At 57.2% G+C, this 14269-nt stretch carries 16 protein-coding genes; 5 read left to right on the top strand and 11 right to left on the bottom strand.

Going from position 1 to position 14269, the window contains the following annotated elements:
• Positions 1-240 precede the first annotated feature (240 nt).
• Complete coding sequence (locus D460_RS0131345) at positions 241-591, top strand: hypothetical protein (protein ID WP_018902574.1); 351 nt, start codon at positions 241-243, stop codon at positions 589-591.
• Positions 592-935: 344 nt separating this feature from the next.
• On the opposite strand, the gene D460_RS34270 is transcribed toward D460_RS0131345, so the two are convergent.
• Entirely contained in the window at positions 936-1286 is a 351-nt protein-coding gene (locus tag D460_RS34270; RefSeq protein WP_018902573.1) for a metalloregulator ArsR/SmtB family transcription factor, read from the bottom strand.
• Positions 1287-1365: 79 nt separating this feature from the next.
• Between D460_RS34270 and D460_RS35700 the strand changes: the two genes are divergently transcribed.
• Together D460_RS35700 and D460_RS34265 are read left to right on the top strand one after the other, a co-directional pair.
• A complete protein-coding gene (locus D460_RS35700; protein WP_018902572.1) occupies positions 1366-1758 on the top strand; it encodes a helix-turn-helix domain-containing protein in 393 nt (130 codons plus the stop codon).
• 72 nt (positions 1759-1830) lie between these two features.
• Positions 1831-2367, top strand: coding sequence for a hypothetical protein (locus D460_RS34265; protein ID WP_018902571.1), 537 nt, complete (start codon positions 1831-1833; stop codon positions 2365-2367).
• 193 nt (positions 2368-2560) lie between these two features.
• Here D460_RS34265 and D460_RS34260 read toward each other — a convergent pair whose 3' ends face one another.
• The 3 genes from D460_RS34260 to D460_RS34255 form a co-directional block, all read right to left on the bottom strand.
• Positions 2561-3028 carry a hypothetical protein gene (locus tag D460_RS34260; RefSeq protein WP_018902570.1) on the bottom strand — a complete coding sequence of 156 codons (468 nt, stop codon included), beginning with the start codon at positions 3026-3028 and terminating at the stop codon, positions 2561-2563.
• 305 nt (positions 3029-3333) lie between these two features.
• The gene (locus tag D460_RS37015; RefSeq protein ID WP_018902569.1) at positions 3334-3492 is read right to left on the bottom strand and encodes a hypothetical protein; all 159 of its coding nucleotides are present in this window, start codon (positions 3490-3492) and stop codon (positions 3334-3336) included.
• An 86-nt stretch (positions 3493-3578) separates the two neighbouring features.
• Positions 3579-4898 carry a transposase family protein gene (locus tag D460_RS34255; RefSeq protein WP_245267851.1) on the bottom strand — a complete coding sequence of 440 codons (1320 nt, stop codon included), beginning with the start codon at positions 4896-4898 and terminating at the stop codon, positions 3579-3581.
• 439 nt (positions 4899-5337) lie between these two features.
• Between D460_RS34255 and D460_RS0131310 the strand changes: the two genes are divergently transcribed.
• Entirely contained in the window at positions 5338-6153 is an 816-nt protein-coding gene (locus D460_RS0131310) for a DUF4238 domain-containing protein (protein ID WP_026283734.1), read from the top strand.
• Between the two features lie 48 nt (positions 6154-6201).
• On the opposite strand, the gene ugpC is transcribed toward D460_RS0131310, so the two are convergent.
• From ugpC to D460_RS0131275, 7 genes are all read right to left on the bottom strand, one after another.
• A complete protein-coding gene (gene ugpC, locus D460_RS0131305) occupies positions 6202-7293 on the bottom strand; it encodes a sn-glycerol-3-phosphate ABC transporter ATP-binding protein UgpC (protein WP_026283733.1) in 1092 nt (363 codons plus the stop codon).
• A gap of 11 nt (positions 7294-7304) precedes the next feature.
• A complete protein-coding gene (locus D460_RS0131300; protein ID WP_018902566.1) occupies positions 7305-8132 on the bottom strand; it encodes a carbohydrate ABC transporter permease in 828 nt (275 codons plus the stop codon).
• Positions 8132-9001, bottom strand: a complete 870-nt coding sequence (locus D460_RS0131295) for a sugar ABC transporter permease (protein ID WP_018902565.1) — start codon at positions 8999-9001, stop codon at positions 8132-8134. The genes D460_RS0131300 and D460_RS0131295 overlap by 1 nt, the downstream gene beginning before the upstream one ends.
• A 19-nt stretch (positions 9002-9020) precedes the next feature.
• Complete coding sequence (locus tag D460_RS0131290) at positions 9021-10301, bottom strand: ABC transporter substrate-binding protein (protein WP_018902564.1); 1281 nt, start codon at positions 10299-10301, stop codon at positions 9021-9023.
• A 45-nt stretch (positions 10302-10346) separates the two neighbouring features.
• On the bottom strand, positions 10347-11075 hold the full coding sequence (locus D460_RS0131285) for an SIS domain-containing protein (protein ID WP_018902563.1): 729 nt from the start codon (positions 11073-11075) through the stop codon (positions 10347-10349).
• Positions 11072-11812, bottom strand: a complete 741-nt coding sequence (locus tag D460_RS0131280; protein WP_018902562.1) for a GntR family transcriptional regulator — start codon at positions 11810-11812, stop codon at positions 11072-11074. The genes D460_RS0131285 and D460_RS0131280 overlap by 4 nt, the downstream gene beginning before the upstream one ends.
• A gap of 88 nt (positions 11813-11900) precedes the next feature.
• A complete protein-coding gene (locus D460_RS0131275) occupies positions 11901-13421 on the bottom strand; it encodes an FGGY-family carbohydrate kinase (RefSeq protein ID WP_081620020.1) in 1521 nt (506 codons plus the stop codon).
• Between the two features lie 711 nt (positions 13422-14132).
• On the opposite strand from D460_RS0131275, the gene D460_RS35690 reads away from it, so the two are divergent.
• Positions 14133-14269, top strand: a 137-nt coding sequence (locus D460_RS35690; protein WP_155947883.1) for a helix-turn-helix domain-containing protein, incomplete at its 3' end; no start/stop codon positions are given.

Here is a 14269-nt window from a genome sequence, read left to right as displayed (position 1 = left end):
CGCCGAAAGATAAGGCGGCGAGATCCTGCTGGAGGTGGTCGCGCTGCTGGGTCAGGGGAAGGTTTGGAGGGGGAAACGAGGTCAATATTCCGTTTCGCGCATGATATTGCCGTGAGCTGCCGAAGGCGAAAGTGCCAGAATTTCACGTCACAATGCAGGCATGTTATTTTAACCAAATGCATTACTTGAAATTGTATTTTCCGCGCGCCAAATATGTTTCTCAGTAGAGGAGAAAACAGATTGGCAGTTGTATTCTTAACATCGAAGCCGCAAGCGTTTCTCAATGACTTCAAAAGTCGTATCAATCAATCGGAAGCTAAGGGCAAGATCACAACTTGGTCAATTGATAGCGACGGTGACTTCACGCACAAAGCCGCAGATTGGGCCAATAAAGCTTGGTTTCGCCCAGTAGTCGAAGCCGATCGTCTGACGTTCAATATTATCAAAAACAGGGAGGCTAATATGGCGACAATCGTATACGCATATTACCATGGCCACCTCATCGAAACGTTCCTGAATCATTTCGATAAGCAATTTAGCGCGGGTTCAGCAACCGCCATGCCAGTAGCAGGCGATGTCTGTACATCGTAACCGCTTTGCACATGCCGGGCGGGGTCGAAATACAGGGTGCAGCAATGCTGCCTGTGGGCGCAAACAGTCCTCTAAATTCGACCCTACAACAGTTTGGCCGCCACGATATTCGTGAACCATGGCTTCTTCCTCTTGAACTGGCTCGGATGGAATCCGGCTGCCCCCGCAAGGGGTTCTTGTGTTAGGCGCAAAGATCCCATCCTGATGAATTCGGTAAAACTCACTTAGCCTGCGCCGTTCCATAGCCTGATCCCTCTCTGATCAGGCCTCCATGTGCCAGAGTCGGTGGTCGCGTCAACCGACATAACGCGTTTTTAGCACGTAATGGTTGCGTCACGTCGATGTCACGCCCATTTGCGCCCATAAGGCGTCGCACGCTGCCTTATCGGCAGGTGCTGCGCCCGGGTCACAAGGTCCATGATCTGGGGCGAGCTTAGCGAGTAGAAAACCTCGTGCAGCTGCTTGCGAGGAATGACGAGCCCAGCCTGCCGCAACCTGCCCAGATGTTGTGAGGTCGCAGACGGAGAAAGACCGATGGTGCTGGCGAGGACACCGACAGCCATTTCGCTGTGACTGAGCGCTTCCAGAATCTGCAGTCGGCGCGCATTGCCCATTGCGGAGAGGATCAAGGCTGTGGTTTCGTGCAGTATGGGTTCGGACATCTTCAACTGCCTAATGGTTCTAAAATCGGTCATTTCGCAATCGATACGGTGCCTAAAACGAAATTTTGTCATATATTCGACGCTATATGTTTGACCTTATAGGAGGCATATCTTGGACGGTAGTCACCCCCACCCTGTCGATGTCCATGTGGGCGCCCGTATAACATTGGCGCGCAAACGCAGCGGAATCTCCCAAACACAGCTGGGTTCCGCTATTGGTGTAACATTCCAACAGGTGCAGAAATACGAAAAGGGTACCAACCGCGTTAGCGCGTCAGCAATGTTCGAGATCATGCAGGCCCTGAACCTATCAGCCTCTCACTTCTTCGAAGGCCTTGCCGAGGATTACATCGGCGTGGGCAACGGCTGCATCGTTGAGCCGAAGCCGCCGGAGGTTGACGCGTTCGTCAACGGCAAGGAGGGGCTTCAACTCATCAAAGCTCTGGTCAATGCCACCCCCCGCGTCCGCCGCGCCATCAGCGAACTTTTGACGCATTTGCCTTGATGCCGTTTGCAGTTATCATCTGCCAAACGCGAACGGTGGAGCCTCGCCACGACATGGGTTGATTGGACAGCCTTGATCTACATTGGTTGCATGATCATAATCATTGCAATCGCGGCGGCAAGCTTTGTGTTCTGGTTGTATAAATCGCACCCACCCCGCTCTGATAGACTGTTTTCCGATGACGATACGGACCAAGTACTCCGCAACCTGTTCGCGGTCATGCCGCACCACCAGCAAGAAGCGCTTTTCCACTATTATGCGAATTTTCCGAAGAAAGCACATAACGCTTCCAGCGACCATGAGGCCGTGCTTTTGGAACGACGGCCGCAGCGTTTTGACACGGTGTTTCAATCGGGGCTTCTTCCATCCGCCCGGCTGGCCAAAATTGGACTTCTGCGCCTTCAAATGGTGCTTCCCCAATACCGAGGCCAGCTTCAGGATGTCGCTGAATGGGATGAACTGGCGGAGGCATACGCGCTTGCCACACAGTATGTGGAAAGCCTTCGAGCGGATCCAAAGGCAGATACCAACCTTATCAAGGAATATGAGACCTTGTGCAGTGAAATCATCGAAGACGTGAGGCAGGAGTGCAAGTATCGCGATCTCTGACATGTGCGACCACGTCTATGTTGCGCGCCATAGAATTGCCACCAATGGAAATCAACAATGGCATTGGTGGCGTCTCCCAAGCCCGCCGCCAATCTGAGACACCCTACTCAGGTCAAGGCCCGTCATCCTTGCGGAAGCGGGCATTGAAGTATGATCGCAAAGATTATGAATCTCTCTGAATCGAGCCAGCGTCTCACGCAGGCTGGCTAGATTCTTCCCAAAACGGCTCGGGAAAGATGTCGATCGGCGACGCGCCGCACGCGGTGCAATGCCAAAGGTTGTCCGCCATCGCCTGGCCGGTATGCTCGCCGTCGCAATGCAGGCAATACCACTTGGCCGCCAGGCGGTTACCACCAAGCGGATGCTCCAGCCGGCCCAGTTGATCCGGCTTGGTGGATAGACGCGGCCAATCGGCTGCCACTTCCGCATGCATGCGACGTGCCCGAACCTTCAACAGTTGGCTTGCGCGTTCCACGAACGCGGGATCGAGCGCCGCCGGGGGTTTGCCCCGGCGCTTAGGGTATCGCAGCTCGGGCTGCGCGGAAGGCGGCTGATAGAGCGTGATTTCCCAGCCTTGCGCACCGATCGCCACGCTGAATTCGTCACCACACATGTGGAAGGCCTGGCCATCAAGCAGTCCGTAGATCTCGTCAGCTTCCATCGGCGGGCAGGGGGGACGAGTTTGCGCATGGCGTTGGTCCTGATCCACGCTATGCGGCGAAGCCGGTCGTTCAGCCGCGGGATATGTTTGTGCGTGATTTGCATATCGACACGCTGAAGGTGAAGGCACGAAATTTTCAGTGACTGTCTGGTTGGAAAACCGCGGGTCGTCGGTTCGCATCCCATTAAGGCACGCTTGTCCAAAAGCGCTACATCAAATCAGGACGCCCCGGTCGCCGCTACCCGCAACTGACGATGCCAGGGATCGGTGTCAAGCGACATGAGGAAGTGACCCCCCATATTGCCTCATGGGCCGATGTTACCGAACGCGCCAAGTGCCAGTGCGCCCGTATCCTCTACTGTCACCACCGCATGGGATAAGGGTAACGTCGTGATCCAACCGCCATCCAGGATGATCAAGCCAGCCATTTCGATGCGCCAGGCCTTAAACAGCCGCTGCACCATTCTGAGGTTCCTTTCTTCGAAGCGAGCTGGTTCGATATTCCGCAGCCGTTGCAGCACGGCGGCTGCCGAGAGGCTGGGATCTTCGGTCAGCCATTCCTTGATTTGCGCCTCGAAGGCTCATACATACTGGGTCTTTTCGGCCACGGTTTAGTCCGTCGGTAGGGTCGTCGATGCGTTGGCCTTGTCTCACCGTCCTTCCAGGCTGTTTTCAGATCCGCGGAAACGGCTTGGAGATTGATGATCAACGGCGGTTCGATTTTTGCACGGAGACCGCGTTGATCAACGCGCTTTCCGAGTTCTTCCTGCGCGGCGCGGATCCCGGCAAACAATACGACCGGATCGGCTGTTTCCATCAATGTCTGTAGCCGCTTCTTGTCAACCTCGGTCACACCTTCATGCGCAAGGACCCGGGCTGCTGGTGGAACGGGCGGATGATACCGTTTGATCACACGGGCGCCGATCCGAGTCTTCTCTCTCAGCTTGAACGAAGGCTGGAAGAGATTGCCGTGAAGGCGCACCACAGCATAAAGCTGCCCTAGAGCAGTCGTCGCCTCTGCGCCGACGAACCGGCCATAGCCCGCTAAACGGCGCACGATGGCGCCATTCTTCTGCTCCACATGCGCTTGGTCGTTCTTTCGATAAGCACGCGACCGGGTCACCTCAAGACCCTCTCTGCGGCACCAGGAGACAACGAACTCGTTCATGAAGGCGCTGTCATTGTCGAAGTCCACACCCAACAGGGGAAAGGGAAAACGCGAGCGCGCTTCCTTGATCGCCACGACCACGTTACCACTGTCCCGCGTTCGAACTGGAACGCATTCGGTCCAGCCCGTGGCAATATCGGTTAGCACCATCGTCTGCACAAAGCTTCCCGACGACGAGGTTCCCGAATGCGCCACGAAGTCGACCTCGACATAGCCAGGCAGCGGATCGTTCCAGTCCCCAAAAGTGCGCACCGGCACCGACCGGCGGATTGCCGAACTCATTCCCGCACGACGCCGCTGTCCGCCGCGAGCAACAACACGAACCTCCGTCAAAAGCCGATCCATCGTTGCAGGACTCACCGCGAGCAACTTGCCGCGGCGCACGTCGTCGACCTCCAACCGGCCATGCCGCTCAAGCGCCGGCAATAAAATAGGTATCAGTGGCCGCAGCCGCTTTGAGCACAGCCGCTCAGACGCTTCCCATAAGACAATGAGCGCCTCTTGAACATCCGCACCATAGCGAAGACCGTGTCTTCTGTCGCAAGCCGGCTTCACTTCACAAGTGCGCATGAGTCGAATGGCGTGTTTGCGATGATAGCCCGTTACCGCGACAAACTCATCCAGGATAAGATTCTTTTCAGTCCTTCTCCTCGATCGATACCGTTCAACAATTGCCTGCACGAATTCCGCCCGTGTTGCCATACTGACGCGCCTCGCCATCTACCCTCCCAACCGGCATGGCAACCTCGGCCACCCCGTTCGGAAATGGTGACACTATCGGTAACATTTTGCTTGAGGCAATGCGGGGGTTAGTTTTTCATGTCGCCCGACAATCGGCTTGTGGGTGCAGCAGCAATTCGTTTGGTCCTGTGGTCTCAACGCGATTCCTCCCAAGGGCCTTCGCCCGGTACAGCGCGCCATCGGCGCTTGCAAGCATCCCGGCAAGGTCGTGGCAGTCCGGTGCCGCGAGCCGCTCCCGGAGGATCCGATCTGCCTGCTCAAAAAAGCGTGACGGTTTGCAAGCCCAGTCAACTGATCGGTTTGTGACATGCGGAGCAGCTGGAGCTTTTCCTCCTGTCGAATGATCTGTTGATTACCACTGAGAAGTGACCCGGCATTTCCACCGAGATTTTACTTCTCAGTGGAAATCCCGGGTCAACTCTCAGCGCAGACAACAGCCACAGGTTATGCGGTAGATTTGTATAAGCTTCCCGGCGTTCCTCTTGTCGACGAACATGAGATGGAAAGCGCCTTTATGGCGCCCATTGATGATGAAGCGGTCCGTGCTCGTGATCTGCTTTTGGGCGAAATTGCGCCAATTGAGGGGAGAATCCGCAATGCTTGGGGGCGTTTTGTATTGTCTCTGATGCTGCGCAATCCAGAAGAGGTCGCGGCGTTCAAAAGGAACTACACCGACCTTGTAATGACGCCGCAACAGGAGTTTCAGTCGAAACACGACGCCATTAAGCTGGAGGAAGACCCGGCTCTCTTTGAAGATTGGATGGTGCAGTCTGATGCAACGCACGTCGAATGGTCGGCGATGTTTGCAATTACGACCTTCATCGAACATCCACCCGCGCTGCGCCTGTTCCAAAGAATGCAGTGGATCATAATTGACACCAGCTGCGTGAAACGACGGCTGATGACGTCGGATCGGCCAGTTATTTTCACGCAAGGAATGCTGCAGTATGCCGGGCATTACGCACTTCCGATAAGTCCAACACGACTATTCCTTGCGGCGACCACAGTTGATTTTGCCCGGCAATTTGCCGCTTTGCGACCGGGCAAGATTGTACGGGAAACTAATAGGCTGGTTCTGAGGCAAGCGCGCAAATACGTCTATGCTATCGACGGTAGTCACCTTGCTGACGTCCGGCGTGAAATGGGAAAGCAGTCTCCCCCAACGATTTTAGGCCCTATGACCAGAGCGGCCGAAGCTAGAAAAAGCGAGCGCTAGGAAGGCAGTCGTCTTGTCACGAATTGCGTCAAGACCGCTGACCCGCGACTAAAGACGCCTTCCTTGGCCGTCGAACAGCAAGCAATCTGCGGGTCGTATGCTGAGGTGCAGTTCGCTTGCGACCTTAAGGTTCGGCTTGCCGCGGACTTCGGCGATGACCGAGGTGTCGCGTCCTGCGTCGGTGTAAACGTAGGAAACGCCACCCAGATGTTCGATCACTTCAGGTGTCAGGCTAACGTTTATGCTGCCAGCCGCATTGGGCTCCAGAAAGTGCTCGGGGCGGACACCGAGGATCATCTGCTGCGGTATTTCTGAGTTGGCATCGCGGGGCATGACGACGATGCCAGCAAGGCCGAGATCGGGGGCGTTCAGGATTACGCTGCCAGCTTCCGTTCGCCCTGTTAGCGTGGCAGGAATGAAGTTCATCTTCGGCGAGCCTATGAACCCGGCGACAAATGCGTTGTGTGGATCACCATAAAGCTCGAGCGGTGTTCCGACTTGCTCGATACGTCCATCGCGCAAGACGACGATGCGGCTGGCGAGTGTCATCGCCTCGACCTGATCATGGGTGACATAGATCATCGTCGCGCCGAGGTCGGCATGAAGTTTTGCGATCTCGATGCGCATCCGCACCCTCAGCTCCGCATCGAGATTGGAAAGTGGCTCATCGAAGAGGAATATCTTCGGATCGCGCACAATGGCTCGGCCGATTGCCACACGCTGGCGCTGGCCACCGGAAAGCTGCCTCGGCTTGCGTTTGAGATAGGGCTCGAGATGCAGTGTGCGGGCCGTCTTCTCGACCAGTTGCTTACGCTCCGCCTGAGGCATACCCGCCATTTCGAGGCCAAACGCCATATTCTCTTCCACCGTCATGTGCGGGTAGAGGGCGTAGGTTTGAAAGACCATGGCAATCCCGCGCTTGCTGGGATCGGATTTGGATACATCGATGCCATCGATTTCGATCGCCCCGCTGTCGGCGGTCTCCAGCCCGGCAATCATGCGAAGCAGGGTAGACTTGCCGCAGCCAGATGGGCCGACGAACACGATAAACTCACCATCCTCGACCATCAGGTCGACATTGCGGATCACCTCGGTATCGCCGAAGGATTTCTTCATGTTCTTGAGTTGGAGTTTTCCCAAAGTTCGGTCCTTTATTTCACGGCGCCTTCGGTGAGACCGCTGACAAACCAGCGCCCGACCAAGGCAAAAAGAATGACGACAGGCAGGACCGCAAGGCTCGCGCCGGCCAATAGAAGGCCCCAATCGATCTGATACTGGCCGATGATGCCCGAGAACCCGACCGGGACCGTTCGCTTGGCATCGGAGAGAATAAGCACGGAAGCGAAAACATACTCGGTCCACGCGCAGATGAATGCGAAGATGCCGACCGACGCGATGCCGGGAGCGATCAGCGGGATCATGATCCTGCGCAGGATGACGGCGGGCGGCGTTCCGTCCATGACGGCGGCCTCCTCGATCTCCTTGGGAACGGAGGCGAAGAACGAGCGCAACATCCAGATCGAGAAGGGGAGCGCAAAGGTCACGTTGACGATGATCAGCGCGGCGAGCGTATCGATGAGCCCGACTTTCGCAAACATGCCGAACAGCGGGATGAGCACGACGATGCTCGGAAAGGCGTAGGCAAGCAGAATGATGCGATAGAGCGTCTCGCGGCCCGGAAATGCGAGGCGGAAAAACGCGTAGGCAGCAGGAACCGCCAGGGTCAGCGTCAGGGCGGTCGAGAGGATCGCAACGATCAGGCTGTTGATCATGTAGGTGGGATAGTCCGATCCGCTCAGCAGCTTGGTGAAGTGCTGCAGGGTGAATGAGTGCGGCACCATCGTCGGCACGCGGGCGATAATCTCCTGGGGCAGCTTGAACGCACCTGACAGCACCCACCAGAATGGCAGACCGATCAACAGGGTCAAGACGATCAGCGAAAGGCAGAGTAACAGGGACGAGGTGAAAGAGCGCTTCATCAATCGTCTTCCCGCATCAAGGTTCGGCTTGCCAAGAGTGCAAACGCCATCAGGAGAATTGTCGCCAACACAGACATCGTGGCCGCTTCGCTGAGCTTGTAGCCCTTGAAGGCGGTCTCATAGATGATGACGGGAAGTGTACGCGTGCCGCCCGCGGGTCCCCCTGCCGTCATCAGCCATATGATGTCGAACACATTGAATGACAGGAGCGTTCCGACCACGGTCAGCACCCCAAGTGTCGGCGCGAGGAGAGGCCATGTAATGCGCGTAAAGCTTCGCCAACCATTGGCGCCATCAATCCGCGCGGCTTCGTAAAGATCGGAGGGAATGCGCGTGAGCCCGGCAAGCATCATGAGCGCGATGAACGGAAACCAGCGCCAGGAATTGATGAAGATCAGCGTCGCCATCGCCGTCCATGGCATGCTGAAGAAACCGATCGGACGATCAATCAGTCCTGCCTGCGCCAGGAGCGGATTGATCATTCCGCCTGATGTCGAAAATAGCCATCGCCAGATGATGACGACAACGACTGTTGGCACGATCCAGGTGAGAATAACCCAGGTACGGGCAATGCGCACACCTGGGAAATTCTGGTTGAGGGTCAGTGCGGTGATCAGCGCGAGGATCGTCTGGACCACGGCATTTGCTACGACCCAGATAATGCTCATGACCACCGCCATCCAGAAGCTCTGGTTGGACAGGACGGCCGAGTAGTTCTGCAGGCCTACCCATTGTCCGGCCGAGCCGATGGTTCTGACGTCCTGCATGCTTAATAGGATTGCAGAGACCAACGGCCAACCGAGAATGCCTCCCAAGACGATGAGCGCCGGTGCCACAAAGACAATGGCGAGTAAACGCGACTTTTGCATCCGGCGCTCCTTCCAGCTGCTACTTGGCGACTTCGATCATTCTGTCCTGGCCAGCCGCGACAGCGTCAGCCGCGGTCTTGCCGCCAACCACGATCATCTGCAGGGTTTCGGCGATCACGTTCTGTGCGGAGACGGCCGCAATCGAAGGGAAGGTTCGGCCGCTGGTGAAACCGAACAGCTTCCCGTTCTGGGAGTTTGCGATGATCGTCTCGACCTGCGACTTGTACTTCTGGACCATGGGATCGCTCCAGAAGCTCTCAGACTTAGCGCCATCTTCCGTCACGGGCATGAACAGGCCAGGTTCCATGTTGAGGAACTTGCCGTAGGTTTCCGGCTGAAGCAGGTAGCGAACGAACTCCTCGGACGCCTTGCGCTTGGTATCGTCCTTCGACAGCAACATGACGGCGTTTGCATAAGCAATCGTGTTGTGATCGCTCTCGCCGTCTGCATGGGGGATCGCGGCTACGCCGAGGTCTGCCGGGTCACCGCCGCCCTGGGTGTCATAGCTCGAAATGACGGAGAACTGCATGATCATGCCGCAGCTCTTGGACACAAAGCAGGCCTCAGCTTCGCCCCAGGTCCACGAGGTGCTGTCGGGCGGGGACAGCTTCTGGAGGCTGGAGTAATAGTCGAGCGCGGCGACCGTCTGAGGATTGTTGAATCGGAAGCTTCCGTCCTCATTGAAGATCTCGGTGGCTCCGCCGTTGACCATGACGCTGTAGATCGCCTGATCGGTGTAGAGCTGCTTGTTGGCCGGCAATCCAATCCCGAAGGCGCCATTTGTGCTCAGCTTTTCGGACGCCGCCTTCCAGTCGCTCCAGTTCTCCGGGACCTTCAGGCCTGCCGCGTCGAGCACACTCTTTCTGTACCACAGGTTTATCGCCATGTTGTAGAGCGGTACGGCCCAGATGCCGCCATCATAGCTGTAGGACTGGACAGCGCTCTTGACGAAATGGTGCTCCTTGTCGAGCTCGCCGACGAAATCGGAGACCGAGGTGAGGGCGCCGATGTTCTTCAGAATGGGTGTGAAGTCGGGAATCGCAAACAGCATGTCCGGGCCGGCGCCGGCCGCCAGCGCAGCGGGCGCCTTCGCGTAAACCTCACCCCAGTTCTGGGGCTCCTGCTTGACCTTGATGTCAGGATGAGCCGCGTTGAAGGCATCAATGATTTCCTGGATTCGCGCGACGCGGTGTGGCGGCTGTTCCATGTGCCACAGCGTAACCTCCACCGGTGCGGCCATGGCGTTGAGCGGCATCAGCAAGCAGGCTCCAGCGAGGAGGCCCAAGATTCTGTTCTTCATGTCAGTTCCCTCTTTTTTACGTTGCTCGTTGACAGTGAACTTGTCTCAAAGATGCGGGTTGCGCGGGCGGAACCGCTCGACCAGCTTCTCGTTGATCTCCTTTGCGCCCGGCATGTTGGCGCTCAGGTAGATGGGGGCGTTGCCATCCGCCGAAAGCCGCGCGGCGACCTCGGCCAGAATGGCATTCAGGATCGAGACCCCGATTGCCGTCGAAATCGGTCCGACTTTCAGGTCGCTGCCGGGAACGTCCAAAATGGCATCGCCGGGCGGTGAACCGTTGTCGAGGACAATATCGGCAAGGTCGGCAAGGCGTGTTCCGCCTTTCGCCGAAGCTGTCGAATAGGCTACCGAGGTGATGGCGATTACCTTGGCGTCGAGATCACGCCCGATGTTTGCTGCCTCGATGGGAGCGGGATTGGTCCCGGAATTCGAGATCACGAAAAGAACGTCCCCCGCACGGATGTCGTAGCGTGCGAAGATGGGCGCGACGATGCCCGGCATGCGCTCATAGGCAGTGCCGGCGACCGCTCCCTCGTGCAGCATCGTCGGACCGGCGAGTATAGGAACGGTGATCGCAAGTCCACCCGCGCGGTAGTGGGCCTCCTCGGCCAAGACATGGGAATGACCAGTTCCGAAAATATAGACGCGATGATCGGTTCGCGCGGCATCCACGATCGCCTCTACGGCTTTTTCCATGGCTGGCGCGAGTTCCGTCCGAACCTGGCCCAGGCGCGAAATGAGGGCGTCCAAATATTGATCCGTCAGCAGTGTCATTGTCCGCTTAATGCTCCGAGATTGAGATCCACCTTCATGACGAATGAATCGCCGCGATAGAAAGATCTTACGAATTCAAATGGATGGCCTTGGCTGTCGAACGTCAGACGCGTCAGCTTGAGAACCGGGCTGCCTTCGATGAGGCTCAGGGAACGAGCCGTCGATGCGTCGGCAGTTGCCGCCATCATGGTCTGTTCACCGGTTGTGGGAATAATCCCGAAATGATCCCGTAAAATCCCGTAGACGGACTCGCGGCTGAAATCAGCCAGTTCGATCAATCCCGGCGCCAGGGACGCGCTGACGTCCGTCGTTTCGATCGCCACCGGTTCCCCGTCAACGAGACGGACGCGGACCAACCGGTGAACCTGGGCGTTGCTTGGAAGATGCAGTGCTTCGATGGCGAAGCTGTCCGCTACACGGGTCTCAGCAAGGACCACTAGGCTGGAGGTTTTGTGGCCCTGGCGCGCCATTTCCTCGGTAAAGCCCGACAACGTCGAAAGTTTCTGTTCGATAACGGGATGCGTCACGAACGTGCCCTGGCCAACCCGTGTTTCGACGAGCCCGCGCGTGGTGAGGTGTTGGATGGCCTGGCGGGCCGTCATGCGGCTGACGCCGAGATCAGCAGCCAGCACACGCTCAGAATCGATCTTCTCGCCTGCCTTCAGGCGGCCTGCCTGAATGTCACTCGCAAGCTGAGTTGCAATCTTGATGTAGAGAGGCGCCTCTTGATCGATCACAGCCAATCCCTCCGGTATAGTCCGCAGTGATGAATGGTATAGACCAATTTTAAAAATGCAAGCGCCCACTCGGAATTATGCTGGGGCCCTAATCTTTGGAGAGTAAGCGATCCCGGTGACCGCGATAGCGCTGCAGTGCGGCTTCGTATTCGCATCGCATCGCGGGGTTGGATCGGTAGCGCTTGGCATCGCCCGCAACGGCCCGCGACGCCGTGCGGATATCCGGGAAATGGCCAAGCGCGGTCGCAACCAAAAGTGCTGCACCTCTCGCCCCGAACTGCGTGCCGTGCGGCACGACGACATCGCGTTGTAGGATGTCAGAAATCATCTGGCTCCAGAACGGGCTTTGGCTTCCTCCACCCGTCAGCACGACTTCGCTTCCCTCGAAGTTCAGCACGTCGAGGAGGTCGCGCATGGCCAGCGCAACACCTTCGAACACCGCGCGAAACAGTTCGGGCCGGCCGTGCCGTGATGTCAGGCCAGCAAACTGCGCGCGAGCATCAAGCGAGACCACAGGTGCAATAATGCCGCTTTCGCTGAGGTACGGGAGATATGTCAGTTCCCGTGCTCCAATCGGGACGTCCTCGACCATTGCGGTGATCAGTTGATAGCGATCAGGGTTGGAGACCAAGTCGGGGGCCAATGCGCCGATTGCCCAGTCGAGGTTGAGCGTACCCGCGACATTGACCATGGAGCGGTACCAGACATCGCCAGGCAGCGAGAACAACAGTCCCACGTCCGGCGGCGTGAAAACAGGTGTGTGATGGCAAACACCGACCATGCAGGTCGTTCCGAGGACGGCCGTCGCGCCGTTCGCATCCAATCCGCCAGCCCCGATGACCGTGGCGGCGACATCGCCGGCGCCAATACCCACCGGCAGGCCCTGCGGAAGTCCGGTGAGAGCGGCGGCTTCGCTGCTGAGGAAACTTTGCACCGTTTCGGAATCGAAGACCGGTGGCAGCAAGTGGAAATGCTCCTTCAGTCCGAATAGCGCGATCATTGCTTCACTACGCTGTCTTTCACGCGCGCTGCCGGGAATGACGGAGGCCTCGCTGCGGTCAGTCGCCGCAAAGTCGGTCAGTCTCATGCGGATAAAGTCCTTGTAACTCAGGACATAAGCGGTCTGGGCGATTGTTTCGGGCTCATTCTCCACCAGCCAGGCCAGTACGGGCAGTGTACATCCCTGCTGCAGGACCGACCCCGAGGACTGGAATATTCGCGAACCGACGTTCGGGTCGGCGGCCGTCAGCCGGTCAATGATCTCCTGGCTCCGGCTGTCTTCCCAATTGATGCCGGGTCTGACCGCTTGGCCTTCGAAATCAACAAGCCAAGCGCCAACCATTGCCGCCGAGATGCCTATTCCGCCAACCTGCTGCGGCTCTAAGCCACTTGATCGGAGAGCGTCGCGAATAACGTCAACGACAGCCGTCCAGCACATATCCGGGTCAAGCTCGCACCAGCCTGGTTTTGGCCTGCTCAATGGCGTGCGCCGCGTCGCCTCGGCAAATTGCCGTCCAGAAAGATCAAAAATGGCTGCCTTACAAAGTGATGAACCGGCGTCGATGCCAATGAAATAGGTGCTAATGATCCCCTGCCTTTCTCGAGGCAAAACTATCCGAGAGCGATTCCGGGCTGTTTAGGGGATGCCCACATTGCTTCTCGGCACTGCAATAATCAAACGTGCGGCAGATAAAGACGTATCTGATAGCGGAGGTCAACCGTTCGCCTTTGACCGTTTTCTGAGGTACGATTTGCGAAGCGCGTGGCTTGGCATTACCATTTCATCCAGCGTTCCGACAAACTCATGGAAGAACGTGTCCGGGGCAGGCAGTGATTGGTCGATTGGCACGGAGAGTGAACTCACGTTTCGGCTTTTCTGGACAGTGCGACCGCAGTTCTTTTGCCGTTCGGCCAGTCGCCCGGACCGCAAACTCTTTCCAGCATCTTTCAGCCGCAAGGATGCCAACTAATCCAGCGGGGAAACGATAGTATGCTTCAGAGAGCAGTGCGGAGGAATCGTCGCCCGTTCCCAATGGCGCCGCAGAAGAGTGAGCAGCCTTAAGTGTCCGATTGAATAGGTTGCGTGTGGTCGTTCATCTAGCCGTGTGCCTGAGCTGAGATCACTCGTGCCTACTCGCAACTGCTCGGCTCCATAATCAGCTTTATGCCACGAAGTATTGTAAGGGCTATTTAGTAATGCGACAGTTGGGCCAGTTAGAGATGCGACAGTCTCGCCTCTCGACGCACTGGTCAAAGCCAACGTTGGGAGCAAGGATGACGATCTTCAGTCTGGTCGAGACCATGAGCGGTCGGAGTCGTCATGTCCTTTTTGATCACCATGTCGCAGAAAGAATTGCATCGCCTCGAATTCATCCAGAAGATCCGTGACGAACGTCTGAGCGTCGTCCAGGCAGCCGAACGGCTCGACCTCAGTCGAAGCCAGGTCCATCGACTGCT

The sequence above is a fragment of the Rhizobium sp. 2MFCol3.1 genome, from assembly GCF_000377565.1.
Lineage (GTDB): Bacteria > Pseudomonadota > Alphaproteobacteria > Rhizobiales > Rhizobiaceae > Rhizobium.
This window is presented reverse-complemented; position numbering and strand designations above follow the sequence as displayed.

Excerpts from the sequence above, each read along its gene's own strand:
- D460_RS34270 (WP_018902573.1), bottom strand. The coding sequence starts at position 1,286 with ATGACCGATTTTAGAACCATTAGGCAGTTGAAGATGTCCGAACCCATA.
- D460_RS34260 (WP_018902570.1), bottom strand. The coding sequence starts at position 3,028 with ATGGAAGCTGACGAGATCTACGGACTGCTTGATGGCCAGGCCTTCCAC.
- D460_RS37015 (WP_018902569.1), bottom strand. The coding sequence starts at position 3,492 with ATGGTGCAGCGGCTGTTTAAGGCCTGGCGCATCGAAATGGCTGGCTTG.
- D460_RS34255 (WP_245267851.1), bottom strand. The coding sequence starts at position 4,898 with ATGGCAACACGGGCGGAATTCGTGCAGGCAATTGTTGAACGGTATCGA.
- D460_RS0131300 (WP_018902566.1), bottom strand. The coding sequence starts at position 8,132 with ATGAAGCGCTCTTTCACCTCGTCCCTGTTACTCTGCCTTTCGCTGATC.
- D460_RS0131295 (WP_018902565.1), bottom strand. The coding sequence starts at position 9,001 with ATGCAAAAGTCGCGTTTACTCGCCATTGTCTTTGTGGCACCGGCGCTC.
- D460_RS0131290 (WP_018902564.1), bottom strand. The coding sequence starts at position 10,301 with ATGAAGAACAGAATCTTGGGCCTCCTCGCTGGAGCCTGCTTGCTGATG.
- D460_RS0131285 (WP_018902563.1), bottom strand. The coding sequence starts at position 11,075 with ATGACACTGCTGACGGATCAATATTTGGACGCCCTCATTTCGCGCCTG.